Annotated in this window: 14 protein-coding genes; 3 read left to right on the top strand and 11 right to left on the bottom strand. The window is 61.9% G+C overall.

Annotated features, from left to right (window positions below):
* Nucleotides 1–15: 15 nt before the first annotated feature.
* From bamA to H145_RS0114135, 11 genes are all read right to left on the bottom strand, one after another.
* The gene (gene bamA, locus H145_RS0114185) at nucleotides 16–2,550 is read right to left on the bottom strand and encodes an outer membrane protein assembly factor BamA (protein WP_019948824.1); all 2,535 of its coding nucleotides are present in this window, start codon (nucleotides 2,548–2,550) and stop codon (nucleotides 16–18) included.
* 6 nt (nucleotides 2,551–2,556) lie between these two features.
* Nucleotides 2,557–3,303: an isoprenyl transferase gene (locus H145_RS0114180; protein ID WP_019948823.1), complete on the bottom strand. Its 747-nt coding sequence runs from the start codon at nucleotides 3,301–3,303 to the stop codon at nucleotides 2,557–2,559.
* Between the two features lie 158 nt (nucleotides 3,304–3,461).
* Nucleotides 3,462–4,184, bottom strand: coding sequence for a type IX secretion system protein PorG (gene porG / locus H145_RS0114175; protein ID WP_019948822.1), 723 nt, complete (start codon nucleotides 4,182–4,184; stop codon nucleotides 3,462–3,464).
* A gap of 92 nt (nucleotides 4,185–4,276) precedes the next feature.
* Complete coding sequence (locus H145_RS0114170) at nucleotides 4,277–5,158, bottom strand: DUF6089 family protein (RefSeq protein WP_019948821.1); 882 nt, start codon at nucleotides 5,156–5,158, stop codon at nucleotides 4,277–4,279.
* 124 nt (nucleotides 5,159–5,282) lie between these two features.
* On the bottom strand, nucleotides 5,283–6,176 hold the full coding sequence (locus tag H145_RS0114165; protein ID WP_019948820.1) for an NAD kinase: 894 nt from the start codon (nucleotides 6,174–6,176) through the stop codon (nucleotides 5,283–5,285).
* Between the two features lie 37 nt (nucleotides 6,177–6,213).
* Nucleotides 6,214–7,692: a BamA/TamA family outer membrane protein gene (locus H145_RS0114160; protein WP_019948819.1), complete on the bottom strand. Its 1,479-nt coding sequence runs from the start codon at nucleotides 7,690–7,692 to the stop codon at nucleotides 6,214–6,216.
* A 13-nt stretch (nucleotides 7,693–7,705) separates the two neighbouring features.
* Nucleotides 7,706–8,392: a CBS domain-containing protein gene (locus H145_RS0114155; protein WP_019948818.1), complete on the bottom strand. Its 687-nt coding sequence runs from the start codon at nucleotides 8,390–8,392 to the stop codon at nucleotides 7,706–7,708.
* Between the two features lie 158 nt (nucleotides 8,393–8,550).
* Nucleotides 8,551–9,327 carry an alpha/beta fold hydrolase gene (locus H145_RS0114150; protein WP_019948817.1) on the bottom strand — a complete coding sequence of 259 codons (777 nt, stop codon included), beginning with the start codon at nucleotides 9,325–9,327 and terminating at the stop codon, nucleotides 8,551–8,553.
* A gap of 6 nt (nucleotides 9,328–9,333) precedes the next feature.
* Complete coding sequence (locus H145_RS0114145; RefSeq protein WP_019948816.1) at nucleotides 9,334–9,948, bottom strand: anthranilate synthase component II; 615 nt, start codon at nucleotides 9,946–9,948, stop codon at nucleotides 9,334–9,336.
* A 107-nt stretch (nucleotides 9,949–10,055) separates the two neighbouring features.
* Nucleotides 10,056–10,577, bottom strand: coding sequence for a CvpA family protein (locus H145_RS0114140; RefSeq protein ID WP_019948815.1), 522 nt, complete (start codon nucleotides 10,575–10,577; stop codon nucleotides 10,056–10,058).
* Nucleotides 10,578–10,743: 166 nt separating this feature from the next.
* A complete protein-coding gene (locus H145_RS0114135) occupies nucleotides 10,744–11,208 on the bottom strand; it encodes a GatB/YqeY domain-containing protein (protein WP_019948814.1) in 465 nt (154 codons plus the stop codon).
* A gap of 150 nt (nucleotides 11,209–11,358) precedes the next feature.
* Between H145_RS0114135 and H145_RS0114130 the strand changes: the two genes are divergently transcribed.
* The 3 genes from H145_RS0114130 (at nucleotide 11,359) to selD (ending at nucleotide 14,347) form a co-directional block, all read left to right on the top strand.
* Complete coding sequence (locus H145_RS0114130; RefSeq protein WP_019948813.1) at nucleotides 11,359–12,081, top strand: pyridoxine 5'-phosphate synthase; 723 nt, start codon at nucleotides 11,359–11,361, stop codon at nucleotides 12,079–12,081.
* A gap of 98 nt (nucleotides 12,082–12,179) precedes the next feature.
* Entirely contained in the window at nucleotides 12,180–13,217 is a 1,038-nt protein-coding gene (gene mnmH, locus H145_RS0114125) for a tRNA 2-selenouridine(34) synthase MnmH (RefSeq protein ID WP_019948812.1), read from the top strand.
* An 83-nt stretch (nucleotides 13,218–13,300) separates the two neighbouring features.
* A complete protein-coding gene (selD, locus tag H145_RS0114120; protein WP_019948811.1) occupies nucleotides 13,301–14,347 on the top strand; it encodes a selenide, water dikinase SelD in 1,047 nt (348 codons plus the stop codon).
* The last annotated feature ends 6 nt before the right edge of the window (nucleotides 14,348–14,353 follow it).

Genomic DNA, 14,353 nt, shown 5'->3' with positions numbered 1-14,353 from the left:
CGCCCACCAGTGGCGCTACCGAATCTGCTGGCCGATGATGAAGTGGAAGATACCGTTCTTCTGGGCCGACCCGCCCGCTACGCGCGGCACCTGGTCGAAGCCCCAGCCGTAGTCGAAGCCTAGCAAACCGAATGCCGACATGAATACGCGGGCACCAACGCCGGCCGAACGATAGAGTTTGTAAGGGCTGTAGTTGCTGTAGTTTTCGAAGGAGTTACCGGCCTCAGCGAAGCCGAGCACGTACACCGTCGCCGCCGGGTTGAGGCTGACAGGATAACGCATTTCCATCACGAATTTATTGTACACTACCCCGCCCGACGACTCATTCCGCGAAGCTGGCAACGACGTGCTTTGGTTAGGGTCTTCGTAGCCGCGCAGGCCAATGTACTCGGTGCCGGCAATGAAGTTGGTAGAGCCGCCGTAGCCCAGGCCCGAACCGCCCAGCTTGAACCGCTCGAACGGCCCGATGGGGCGGCTGCTGTTGTAGCTGCCGATGAAGCCGAAGTGCGCCCGCGTGTTGAGCACGAGCTTGCCCACCACCGGCGTAAACCACGAGGCATCAAACATCCACTTGTGGAACTCGACCCACTCCACCACGTTCGGGTGCGAACCCGGGAACAGCGAGTAAGGCGGCGTCAGGTTTACGCTCAGCGCCAGCGAGGAGCCGCGCCGCGTAAAGGTGGGGGCGTCGATGCTGTTACGCGCCAGCGTGGTGTTGAGCGTGAGGTTGGTGGCGTTGCCGGTGCCGGTCGGGAAATACTCGCGGCCCAGGCTGCCGTAGTTGTTGAGCTTGTACTGCGTCACCGACAGCGCGTTGCTGAGTGTGAAGAAGTCGTCGGGCCAGCGCAGGCGGCGGCCCAGGGCCACGCTCGCGCCGTTGGTTTTCAGCGAGCCCGAGTTAATATCGAAGCTGCTGCCGTTGCGGAACACGGTTTTGGTCAGACTAACCGACAGCGAGTTGGGCTTGCGCCCGCCCAGCCAGGGCTCGGTGAACGAGAACGAGTAAGCCTGGTACTGCGGGCCGTTGGCCTGCACGTTCAGCGAGAGGCGCTGGCCGTCGCCGGCCGGTACGGGCGTCCAGTTCTTCAGCGTCGCGGCTTTGCGCAGCGAGAAGTTGTTGAACACCAGACCCACCGTGCCGATGAAGCCCGCGTAGCCGCCCCAACCGCCCGAAAGCGTAATCTGGTCGGAAGGCTTTTCCTCCACCGTGTAGTTGATGTCCACGGTGCCGTCGGCCTGGTTGGGCACGGGGTTCATGCCGATTTTCTCGGGGTCGAAGTAGCCCAGCGTGGCCAGTTCGCGCTGGCTGCGAATCAGGTTTTCGCGGCTGAACTTGTCGCCGGGCAGCGTGTAGAGCGTGCGGCGCACCACGTGGTCGGAGGTTTTGGTGTTGCCCGCAATGCGCACTTCCTTCACCCGGGCCTGCACGCCCTCGCTCACGCGCATCTCAATATCGATGGAGTCGCCCTCCACCCGCGTTTCCACGGGTTCAATCTGGAAGAACAGGTAGCCGTCGTTCATGTAGAGCGACGTCACGTCCTGGCCGGTGGGGTTGTAGTTGAGGCGCTTGTCGAGCGTTTCCTTGCTGTACACGCTGCCCTCCTTGATGCCCAGCACCGAGGCCAGCGTCTTGTCGTCGTAGAGGTAGTTACCGTTCCAGGTGATGTTGCGGAAGTAGTACTTCGGCCCCTCATCCACCCGCACAGTCAGCTTCAGCCCGTCGCCGGTGCGCGTCAGCGAGTCCGACACGATGGTGGCGTCGCGGTAACCCTGCGCGTTATAGAAATCGAGCAGCAGTTGCTTGTCGTCGGCAAACTCCTTGGCCTGGTACTTACCCGAGTTGAAGAACTTAGGGAATTTCTTCTCCTTGGTTTTCTTGAACTTGCCCTTCAGCTTGCTGTCCGAGAAGGCCGTGTTGCCCACAAAGTCAATCTCCTTGATTTTGACTTTGGCACCCTTGTCCACATTGATGGCCAGCACCACGCTGTTCGACAGCGACGAATCGGGCCGCTGCACAATGTTGACTTTGGTGTCGAGGAAGCCCTTATTGGTGTAGAACTTACGCACCTGCGAGCGGGTGTTGCTCAGCAGCGCGTCGGTTACCACCTTGCCCCGGATGAGCTTGATTTTGTTTTTCAGCTCCTCGGCCTGGCCCTTGCTGATGCCCTCAAACACGAACTTCGAGAGCCGGGGACGTTCTTTCAGGTTGAAATCGAGGAACACGCGCGTGCCTTCTACACGGGCAATGCTCACGCTCACATCCCCCAGAATGCCCTGGTCCCAGAGCCGGCGGATGGCCTGCCCGATTTCCTCGCCCGGAATCGTAATAGGGTCGCCCACCTTCAGCCCCGAAAGGCCAATGAGCGTGTTGGGGTCGAGGTAACGGGCCCCGCTGATGGTGATACCGCCCAGCGTGTAGCGCTGGGGTTCGTCGGCCGTGCCAACGGCCGCCGGCGCGGCAACCTGGCCCAGGGCCGTGGTGAGCGGGGCCGTGCCCAGCGTGAAAGCCAGGGCGGCAACCGGAAGAATCTTATGGTAGGGAGAACTCATCTGCGATTACGAAACGGTTAGCTGCTCACTGGTTTTACCGAACCGACGCTCCCGCTGCTGGTAGGCCCGCAGTGCGTCGTAGAGGTGCTGGCGCCGGAAATCGGGCCAGAGTAAATCGGTAATGAACAGTTCCGTGTAGGCCAGTTGCCACAACAGGAAATTACTTATGCGTTGCTCGCCGCTGGTGCGGATGAGCAGTTCGGGGTCGGGAATACCGGCCGTTGAGAGAAACCCGGCCACGGTAGCCTCCGTAACCTGCTCGGGCTGCAGCCGGCCGGCGGCTACCTCCTCGGCAATACGGCGGCTGGCCTGGGCCAGGTCCCAGCGGCCACTGTAGCTCAGGGCCAGCACCAGCGTCATCCGGTCGCCGTTTTTGGTTAGCTCGATGGCCTCCGCCAGTTCCTTCTGGCAAGAGTCTGGCAGGTTCTCAATCTGACCAATAGCCTGCAGCCGGACGCTGTTTTTGAGCAATGTGGGCGTTTCCTTGCGGATGGTGTGCACCAGCAGCTGCATCAGGGCCATTACCTCGTGCGCCGGACGGGCCCAGTTTTCGGTCGAGAAAGCGTAGAGCGTCAGGTACTGCACGCCGGCTTCGGCCGCGCCTTCCACCGTCTCCCGAACCGCCGTAATGGCGCTCTGGTGGCCGAAGATGCGCAGGCCGCCTTTCTGCTTGGCCCAACGGCCGTTGCCATCCATAATTATGGCAACGTGCGCGGGAATATTTTTGGAATCAATCTCGGACCGGACGGCCATTGGCGCTTTTTGCGTAAAGAGGCCGCAAGTTACGTAAATGGTTGCATTCCATGTCCGGCAATACAACCGCTGCCCGCAAGCTGCCAACATACACCGGCCCCCACTACAAGGTGTAGTGGGGGCCGGCCAGCTTAACAGGGGCTCTAAAGCTTCAGAGGCTACTTCTTCCGGGCCTTATCGTCGCGCTTATCGGGGCAGTGAAGTTTGTAGAAGGTGTACGAAACGCTCACCCCGTTATAGAAATACCAATCCTGCGTGTGCGGGTTGCCCAACACATCCGTCTGCCCGCGGGTCTTTCCATCGATGTGGTCCAGGTCGTCGGTAAACGTTTTGCGGGCGCCAACCTCCAGCCCCAGGTTCCAGTGGGTAGATAGTGCGTACTTGAACCCCACTCCCACCGGCACCGCCAAACTCAGGACGCTGCCTTTTCTATCGAGAGAGGGGAAGTTGTTGCTTTTTACTTCGGTGTTGGCATAGAAGCCCGCTACTCCGATGAATACATACGGAGTGAAGTGCACTTTATCCTCCCGGGTATGGAAGTCGAAGAAGTTGTATTCGATGCCGCCCGAAAGTTCCAGCAAGCCTCCCTTCAGGTGCGCATCGCGGTAGACTGCCAACGGCAACGGGTTGCCGTTGAGGCCCCGCACGTTGCGGTCGTCGGCCCGGAGCATACCGCCCGTCAGGGCGCCGCGTACCGTAACGGCGCCGGTAAGGTCGCGGCGGTAGAACGCCGTCAGGGCCGGGCGGTTGTTGCGGAACTGGTAATGTGGTGCTAGTTCGCCCTTATACACGAGTCCACCCAAACCCAGCCCGATTTCGCTGGTCGTCTGCGCCCCGGGGTTCTGGGCCTTGGCAGTATGGGCAAAAAAAACACTCCCCATCGACCCAAGGCCAATAAGGAGTGCTTTCAAAGTAGTTGCTTTTGTCATTAGACTGACTGGCAGTTAGGTAATACGGCAGCCAGTATTGTTGGCTACCGGAATTTGGGGTTGCGGACCTTGGGAGCAAGAATATAGTTCACCGAGATGCCTAGGGTAGTGTACCAGTCTTTCTCATTGCTCTTACCACGCATCTCGCCGCCCTGCTGAGCCTTAGTATATGTACCTGCAAACTCGCGGGTTATATCCCAACCAAAGTACTTCGCATCATCTGAACCCAAGGACTCGCGCTTGTCTACATAGTTGCCGCTTACGTCATCTAGGTAGTCAGTGAAGGTTTTGCGAAATCCTAGCTCCAGACCTACATCGAAGTTCCGATTTAGCTTATAACGGGCACCGGCACCAAAAGGAATAACGAACTGAGTCAGCCCATAAGTCTTATCCTGGCCTTCGGTTCTTAATGGCTGGAGAGCTACAATATCCCCTGATTTATTTTCGCCTTTAGGGTTGTGATGAATAACCCCTACACCACCAAACAGATATGGCACAAAGTCAGGGCGCTTGATATAGTTATTGCGGTTTTCTACCAGATCAAAGGTACCCACGGCAGCCAATTCCAGAATATCGTTGCGGAAATTCATGTTCCGGTTGTAACGGAATTTGGCATCCCGGTCATTCTGATCAGCGGCCTTCGAGTCTTCACCTGTGATACGGCCGTAAGAAAGCGAGGCACGGGCGGAAATTCTAGGCGTGAAACGGTGGCTCAACATCAGGCCGATGTTGGGGCGGGTGGCGCCGGCGCGGAAGCTGGGAATGCTTGGCTTGGGCGTAATATCGCCGAAGTAGTTCATGGCATTCAGCGAGACACCAACCGTGTTGTACTGCTTGCGCTTGCTGAACTGCTGCGCATCAGCATCCGACGCCAGCAGCGTGAAAGCCAACAGCGGAGCGGCGGTAAGGGCGAAAAACTGCTTCATACTAGGGCGTTATTTAAAATAGCGGTTTCGGAGAGAGGGCTCAAAACTGTAAAATTCACAGTTTCAGCCGAAGACAAAAGTAGGGCTTCGCGGGAACTAAAAAAAGAAATGTCCAAAAAAAGCCCTAAACCGGCACGTCGGCAGGATTTCTCCGGTCGAGGCCCCAGTTCAATTTGCTGCGCAAGGTACTCAGGAAGTTAACCTGATTTAGTTTAACTAGCTGAACGTTGAAATTCTCCCGACGAACAGCCACCTGAATACCGGCTTCGACGGTGCGGGAGCGGGAATCGAGCGACAACAGGAAATTGTTGCTCCTTCCCTCAATTTCGAAGGAAATCACGCTCCGGTCGGGCACAATCAGCGGCCGTACATTCAGATTGTGAGGGCATACGGGAGCAATAACAAAATTGTTCGTTTGAGGCAACATTACCGGTCCGCCGCAACTGAGCGAGTAACCGGTTGAGCCGGTGGGGGTGGCCACAATCAGCCCATCGGCCCAGTAAGAGTTCAAATACTCGCCATCAATGTAGGTGTGCACCACAATCATCGAAGAGGAGTCGCGCTTGAGGATGCTGAACTCGTTGAGGCCAAAATTGATGTCGCCGAACGTATCGGGGTCGGTATCGACCCGGATGAGGCTGCGGTCTTCGAGCACGAAATGGCCCTTGAACAGGGCATCAATGGCTGGCAGAATGGCGTCGGGTGAGATGGTGGCCAGGAAACCCAGCCGGCCCGTATTGATGCCCAGAATCGGGATTTGCAGCGCGCCTACGTACGTCACGGTGTCGAGCAGCGTACCGTCGCCGCCGATGCTGAGCACGAACCGGCAGCCGGCCAGCGAATCGGAGCGGCCGAAGCGGCTGATGCCTTCGGGGATGGTGAGGTACTGGCTGAGGTAGTCGTGAAAGCCGTGCTCGATGCGAACTTCGGCCTGGCGGCGCACCAAATCGTCGAGTAGCGCCTGCAGTACGGGGGCCTGCTGCTCGGCGAACGGCTTGCCCAGAATAGCTATTTTCATACTGACAAGATAGCGCGAGCCGTTTTAACCGGCGTCATCAGATGGGAAACTGAGTGCGGAAGAACAGGCCGCCCTGCTGCTCGCGGGTGCGGGCGTATTCCAGCGTAAACACCCAATCGTAATAAGTAACCAGGTGCAGGCCGATGCCGGCCGAAGCCAGCAGGCGGTTGGGCAATCGATTGGTAGCCGGCACGTGCCGCTGCCCGACGTAGCCCACATCGGCAAAGGTATTTAAATAAAAGGCCAGCGGAATATTGTTGAACCGGCTGCTTTGCAGGCCGTTCAGGCGCACCCGGCCCAGATCGAGCAGGCGTAGCGACAGGCCCTGCTGCAACAGCCCGAGCCGGCGGCCCTCCACCACGTAGGCATCGTAGCCGCGCACGAGCAGTTCGTAGCCCAGGGCCCGGTTGTCGGGGTAGGCCAGGGAGCGGGCTACGCGCAGCTGGCCGGTGGCGCCCACGGCGTAGTAGAACGGGCCACCCAGCGGGACGTAGCGGGCGTAGCGGCCGCGCACGGTGAGGCTGCCGGGCGTGCGGCCATCCAGAAACGAGCGGTAGCCGACCTGCAGCTGGGCATATTGACCACTGAGCGGATAGGCGAAGGTGTTGCGGCGGTTGAGCGTGGTAGTCAGGGCGAATTCCAGGTACTCGCGCCGGGGTCCGTTGAGGAAGTAGCGCGGGTTGTAGTAGAGCACTGAATCGGACACCTGCTCGCGGTGGTAGGAGGCGTCGAGGGCGGCCAGCAGCTGCACGGTGCGGCGCCAGCGCAGGCCCACGGTGGCATACTGGCGCTCGATGGGAAAGGCGTCGTCCTGGCGCAGGTTGCGCAGCTGGTCGCCGGTGGTGGCGTAGTCGAGAGCGTGGCTGCGGTAGTAGGAGTAGCCCGCGCCGAAGCCCAGCCGGCGGCGGCGGCCATAGCCGGGCGCCTCGTAAAACAGCTCGTACTTGCGGTTGAAGCCCAGTTGCAGGTTGGCCAGCAGCTGCTCATTGCGCCCCCGGAAGTTGCGGCGCACCAGGTGCAGGCCGTAATCTACCCGCTTCCAGCGGTCGGGGCGGTCGAGCCAGGAGCGGAAGTTGCGGTCGGCCAGCGAGAAGATGGGCACCGGAAACGTGTACCAGCGCTCCTGAAAGCTGTAGAGCACCGTCAGCTCGCCCGCCCGGCAGCTCGTTGTAACCAGCACCTGATGAAACAGCTGCAGGTTGAACAGGCGCCGGCGGTTAAGTTCGAGCCGGCGGGCCAGCGTGGCGGCAGCCAGCGTGTCGCCCTCGGCAAAATCCAGCTCAGCGCGCAGCACCACCTCGCGGGTAACGTGGTTGCCCACGAACAGCACCTGCCCGACCCGCAACTGCGCCAAGCCGGGGCACTGCGCCTGCACCAGGCTGTCAGGCCCCACGCGGCGCAGGGTGTCGGGCAGCGGCGAGGCCAAAGTTGCGGTACCCGCCGAAACGGGCACAGGCGCCGGGGCCGCCGACGAGGGCAGCCAGCTTAGCAGCAGCGTCAGAAGAGTAAGCAGCACTCCGTTGGCCGGCTCAGACGTTGAGGTAGCGCAGCAGGGCATCGTAGCGCTGCTGTTCGTCCTCGTCGGGCTCGCCCACGCCGCTGAACTGAGCCGTGATGGAGTAGCCGAACCGCTCCAGCGTGGCGATGATGCGGGCCAGGTTGGGCGTATTGAGCTTGAGCGTCAGCCGGATGCGGTAGGGGTCGTGCTCGTCCTGGGCCACGTGGGCGCTCAGGATCTTGGCGTCGTTTTCCTCCACGTAGCGGCTGATCTGGGTGAGCGAATAGTCGCGCTCTTCCATGCTTAGCACCAGAATGCCGAGCTGTTCGCTGGCCACCGGCACCTTGCCAAACGCGGCCAGCGTGTCGCTCACGGTCACTACGCCCAGGTATTCGCGCTGGTCGTCGAGCACGGGCACAAGCTGGATGTTGTTCTGCACGGCCAGCTCGATGATGTTGTAGAAGTGCTGGTCGTGCTGCACGTGCACATCGGCGTACTGCAACTGCAGGCTGCCCAGCAGGCGGCTGCCGCTGTCCTCGCTTTCCTCATCGAACAAATCCGACTCGGTCACGAGGCCGCGGTAGAGGCGGTCGTCGAGCACGGGCAGCTGGCCGACGTGGAATTCCTCCAGCCAGCGGGCGGCCTTCTCCGTGGAGTCCGTCACCTTCAGAGGCGGTACCAGCGGGTTCAGTAAGTCTTCGGCGAGGATGGAATTCATGAGCAGAGCAGAAAAGCGGGTGCCGGCCGTATAAGCTACATTCGGGCCGAAAGTTTAGGCGGGCTCGCCGGGACCCGTGCTAGATAGAATACTTCCTGCCAAAAACCAAAGAGCCGGCCGCCCGGCCGGTGGTTGCATGGCGCCAGCGGCCAGCAAAGCTACGATACCGGGCGGGCCGTGGTTTGGGTCAGGAACTGATTGAGCACCAGGTTGAACGCGGCGGGCCGCTCCATCATGGGCGCGTGGCCGCAGTGGTCGAGGAAACGCAGCTGGGCGTTGGGCAGCAGCCGCTCGAACTCGTGGGCCACTGTGGGCGGCGTAATCGTGTCGTTGAGGCCCCACACGAGCAGCGTGGGCACCTGGATGCGGCTTAGCTCCTCGGACAGGTTGTGGCGCTGGGCCGAGCGGGCAATGCTGATAATGCGCAGGCACTTGGCGGTGGAGTTGGTCACGTCGAACACCTCATCGACCAACTCGCGGGTGGCCACGGCAGGGTTGTAGAACGTGTAGGCCACGCGCTCCTGCACGTAGCCGTAGTTGCCGCGCTTGGGGAACGAGCCGCCCATGCCATCCTCGAACAGGCCGCTGCTGCCGGTGAGCACCAGCCGCGCTACCCGGGCCGGGTTCTGCAGCGCGTACACCAGCGCAATGTGGCCGCCGAGCGAGTTGCCCAGCACCGTGCAGGGCTCCAGCAAGCCGATTTCGGCCAGAAATTCCTCCACGAAGCTCACCAGCCCCGGCACGCCTGCTTTCAGCAGGGGCATATCGTAGATGGGCAGCAGCGGAATAACAACGCGGTAGCGGGGGCTGAATTCGGCAATCACTTCTTCCCAGTTGCTGAGCGCCCCAAACAGGCCGTGCAGCAGCAGCAGCACCTCGCCGGAGCCCTCATCTACGTACCGAAACTCGCTTTTCTCCTGAATCCGCAACGTCATCTTTCACTAGCCAAATAAACCGGCCGGCGGGGCCGGAGCGGTAGTTGCAATGATACAACTCTGCACCCAATTGCCGAGAATTGCCAGCCCGTGGGTGGTCAGCAGGGCCTCGGGGTGGAACTGTACGCCGTGCAAAGGTAACGTGCGGTGACGTAGGGCCATGATTTCAGCCCGCTCATCGGCCGTGACGGCCAGCGCCTCCAGCGCGGGCGGCAACTCGCGCACGGCCAGCGAGTGGTAGCGCGTTACGGGCATGGAGGCCGGCAGGTCGTTCCAGAGTACGTCGGGCACCGTCCAGTTTATGTCCGACACCTTGCCGTGCATGGGCCGCGCGCCGCGTACCACTTCGGCCCCGAAAAACTGCCCCAGCGCCTGATGGCCCAGGCACACGCCCAGCATCGGGAGCCGCTGGTGAAACGCCTCGATAACGGCCAGCAGGTTGCCCGCCCCGGCCGGCGTACCCGGCCCCGGCGACAGCACGACGGCTTCAGGCTGCAGGGCCCGCAGCTCGGCCAGCGGCACGTCGTTGCGGCGCACCAGCACCTCGCACTCCAGCTGCTCCAAGTAGTCGAGCAGGTTGTAGGTGAAGGAGTCGAAGTTATCGAGCAGCAGCAGGCGCATTTAACAGGGCTTAGTGCTTCGTATTTAGCGCTTAGGTCGTTCTGTTGGGCAGGTTTTGGGGCTTGCAGGCAGCCTAAGCACAGGGCGCTATCAACTACGCTCTAAAATCAGAACACTTCCCGCAAACGCGTGAGCAGGGTGCTGGCGAAGGGCAGCACGAAACCCACAATCTGCAGCGCTACGGGCGTGGCCTGGCGCACGAAGGGCAGCACCTGCGAGTCGGCGGCCAGTTGGGGCGAGATGAGCGGCACGCCGGCCGCCTCCACGCCGTAGAGCAGCAAACTCAGGCCCAGCACCCACTTCAGCATGCCGCCGATGGCCCCGCCCAGGTTGTCGAGAAAGCCCAGCGGCGTGAGGTGCACGGCCGTTTTCAGCAGGCCGCTGAGCAGGTGCACGCCCCAGCCAATAGCGGCAAACACCAGCACAAACGACACCAGCGGCAGAAAGCCGAAGGCCTCGCCCACGTAGTGGCGCACCAGCGGAATGGCGTCGTTGAGCAGGGCCAGCCCGCCTACCAGCCCCAGCACCAGCGCCAGCAGCGTGGCCACTTCCAGCAGCAGCCCGCGCCGGTAGCCCTGCACGGCCCCCACCCCCAGCGGAATCAGCAGGAAGATGTCGAAGGTGGACATGAGGGATGGAGGATAAGCGGGCGAAGGAACTGGGGACTGAAAAGAACGTCATTCAGAGCGAAGCGAAGAATCTCGCTTGCATTCGTTGCACGACAACCGCGCAACAATTCACGCGAGATTCTTCGCTTCGCTCTGAATGACGTTCTTTACAGTCCCTAGTCTCAGGCTAGAAATTCGTGTTATTCAGCAGGTGGCTGACGGTTTGGGAAATGGCGCGGCCGTCGGCCAGGCCGGCCAGCTCGCGGGCGGCTACGCCCATTACTTTGCCCAGGTCGGAAGGGCCGGTAGCGCCCACGCGCTGGATGATATGGACGAGCTTTTCGGTCAGCTCAGCTTCGGAAAGCTGCTTGGGCAGGTACTCCTCGATGATGGCCAGCTCGTTGAGCTCCACTTCTTCGAGGTCGGAGCGAAACTGTTCGTTGTAGGTCTGGGCAGCCTCGCGGCGCTGCTTGGCCTGCTTGGTGAGCAGCTTCATCTCGGCGTCGGGGGTGAGGGCGGCGCCGTGCTGGCCCTCGGCCGTTTCGGCCAGCATAATCTGCGACTTGATGCTGCGCAGCGTGGTCAGGCGCAGCTTGTCCTTGGCCAGCATAGCCTTTTTGATGTCGGCGTCGATGGTTTCTTTCAGAGACATAGTTCGGGGGAATAGGAAGATGCGAAATTACGGCTTAATCCGGGACGCCGCGCAGCCGTAATACGGACTGGATGTCAACTTAAACGGTGGCCGGGCTGTTGGGGCTCCGTATCTTTACGGCCCGTACTTTTCCTGCAGCCTGCCCCCGGTATGACGAAGCTCAGCGTAAACATAAATAAAATAGCCACCCTGCGGAATGCCCGCGGCCACAACCGCCCCGATTTGCTGCAGGCCGCCCGCGACATCGAGCGGTTCGGCGCCGAGGGCATAACGGTCCACCCCCGCCCCGACGAGCGCCACATCCGCTACCAGGACGTGCGCAACCTGAAGGCCGTGGTGAAAACCGAGCTGAACGTGGAGGGCAACCCCACGCCCGATTTTCTGGATTTGGTGCGCGAAGTGCGGCCCGAGCAGGTGACGCTGGTGCCCGACGCGCCCGACGCCATTACCTCCAACGCCGGCTGGAACACCATTGAGCACCAGGATTACCTGCGCGGCATCGTGGCGGAACTGAAGGGCTTGGGCTGCCGCGTGAGCATCTTCCTCGACCCGGTGGCCGAACTGGTACGCGCCGCTGCCACTACCGGCACCGACCGCATCGAGCTCTACACCGAAGACTACGCCCGCCACTACCACGCCGACCGCGAGGCCGCCCTGCTGCCCTACCGCGAAGCCGCCCAACTGGCCCAGCAGCTCGGCCTGGGCCTCAACGCCGGCCACGACCTCGACCTCGACAACCTGGCCTACATGGCTCAGCACCTGCCTGGCCTGGCCGAAGTCAGCATCGGCCACGCGCTGGTGTGCGACGCGCTGTACCTGGGCCTCGAAAACACGGTGCAGCTGTACCTGCGTCAATTAAAAGTGAAACCCTAAAAGGCGAACAGGCGCGCTGGCCCGCCCACTTCTGCGTTGGTCGGCTGATCGGAAAATTCCTTTTCTCCTTTTCACTTTTACTTTTTACTTCTATTTAGATGCCCCGTCTCGCCCTGCCCGATTTTCTGCAAACCGACGCCAACGGGCCCGTGCTCGATGTGCGCGCGCCGGTCGAGTACGCGCAGGGACACATTCCGGGGGCCGTCAGCTTTCCGCTGTTTACCGACGACGAGCGCGCCCGCATCGGCACCACTTACAAGCAGCAAAGCCAGGACAAGGCCGTGCTGCTGGGGCTGGATTTGTTTGGGCCGCGCATGAGCCAGATGGTGAAGCTGGCCGGCAAAATCGCGCCCGACAAGCAGGTGCGGGTGCATTGCTGGCGCGGGGGCATGCGCTCGGGCGCCGTGCAGTGGCTGCTGGAGCTGGCCGGTTTTCGGGTGCAGCTGCTCGATAAGGGCTACAAGGATTACCGCCGCTGGGCGCTGGCCGAATTTGAGCAGCCCCGGGCTATGTGGGTGCTCGGCGGCCTCACGGGTTCGGGCAAAACCGACGTGCTGCACGCGCTGGCCGCCCAAAATCAGCCCGTACTCGACCTCGAAGGACTGGCGGCCCACAAGGGTTCGGCCTTCGGCAGCATCGGCCAGCCCGAGCAGCCTACGCAGGAGCAGTTTGAAAATGACCTGGCCGCCCGGCTGGCGGCCTTGCCCGCTGAGACCCCATTTTGGGTCGAGGATGAAAGCCGCGGCATCGGGCGCGTGGCGGTGCCGGGTGGGTTGTTCGAGCAGCTGCGCACGGCCCCGCTGGTGGTGCTGGAAATTCCGCGCGAGGTGCGGGTGGCCAAGCTGGCCGACGAGTACGGCCGCCAGGACCCGGCCGCGCTGGCCGCTTCGGTGCTGCGCATCCGCAAGCGCCTGGGCGGGCTGGCCACCAAGGAGGCGCTGGCCGCCATCGGGGGCAACGACATGGAGAAAATGGTCAGCCTCGTGCTCGACTACTACGACAAAACTTACTCGCACGGCCTCGACGGCCGCCCCTTCGTGCGCGTGCCCTCCCACACCTGCGACCCGGTAGTAAATGCCGGGCTGGTGCTGGCGGCGGCGCAGGCATCATTTCCCGCAGAGGCGCGCAGAGGTTGACGCAGAGGCTCGCGGAGGTCGTTCTCTGCAAACCTCTGCGAAACCCTCTGCGCGCCTCTGCGGGAACCCTAACCAAAACAATCATGAAAGAAACCGACCAGATTCGCCTGACCCAGTACAGCCACGGCGCCGGCTGCGGCTGCAAAATTGCGCCCAAGGTGCTCGACCAGATTCTGCACACCAGCCTGCCCCAGCCCGCCCACGACAAGCTGCTGGTGGGCAACGCCTCGCGCGACGACGCGGCCGTGTACGACATCGGCGGCGGGCAGGCCGTTATCAGCACCACCGACTTCTTCATGCCCATCGTCGATGATGCCTACGATTTCGGGCGCATTGCCTCGGCCAACGCCATTTCCGACGTGTACGCCATGGGCGGCCGGCCCATTATGGCCATTGCCGTGCTGGGCTGGCCCATTGATAAGCTGCCGCCCGAAGTGGCCCGCCGCGTGATTGAAGGCAGCCGCAGCATCTGCGCCGAGGCGGGCATCCCGCTGGCGGGCGGCCACAGCATCGATTCGCCGGAGCCCATTTTTGGGCTGGCCGTTACGGGTTTGCTCGACATCCAAAACCTCAAGCAAAACGACACGGCCACTGTCGGCTGCGAGCTGTATCTGACCAAGCCGCTGGGCGTGGGCATGCTGACTACAGCGCAGAAAAAAGGCATTCTGCGGCCCGAAGACGAGCAGCTGGCTCCCCAGAGCATGATGCTGCTGAATAAAATCGGGGCTGAGCTGGGGCCGCTGGAAGCCGTGCGGGCCATGACCGACGTGACGGGTTTCGGGCTGCTGGGCCACCTTTCGGAAGTGTGCGAGGGCAGCAACCTGACGGCCGAAATCGAGTTCGGCAAAGTGCCCCTGATTCCGGAGGCCGCCGCTTACTACGCCCAGAAGTCGATTCCGGGCGGCACGGTGCGCAACTGGGACTCCTACGGCCACAAAATCGGCGAGGTAACCGACGAGCAGCGCGCCTGGCTCTGCGACCCGCAGACTTCAGGTGGCCTGCTTGTGTGCGTGGACCCCGCCGGCCGCGAGGCGGTGCGGGCCGTGTTCGGGCAGCACGGGCTGGCGCTGGAACCCTTCGGCACGCTGCGCGCCCACCAGGCCGATGAGCCCTGGATTATCGTGCGCTAGGTTGGC

This window comes from Hymenobacter aerophilus DSM 13606 (assembly GCF_000382225.1).
In the GTDB taxonomy this organism is placed as follows: domain Bacteria; phylum Bacteroidota; class Bacteroidia; order Cytophagales; family Hymenobacteraceae; genus Hymenobacter; species Hymenobacter aerophilus.
The sequence above is the reverse complement of the archived record's forward strand: the minus strand, read 5'-3'. Positions and strand labels throughout refer to the sequence as shown.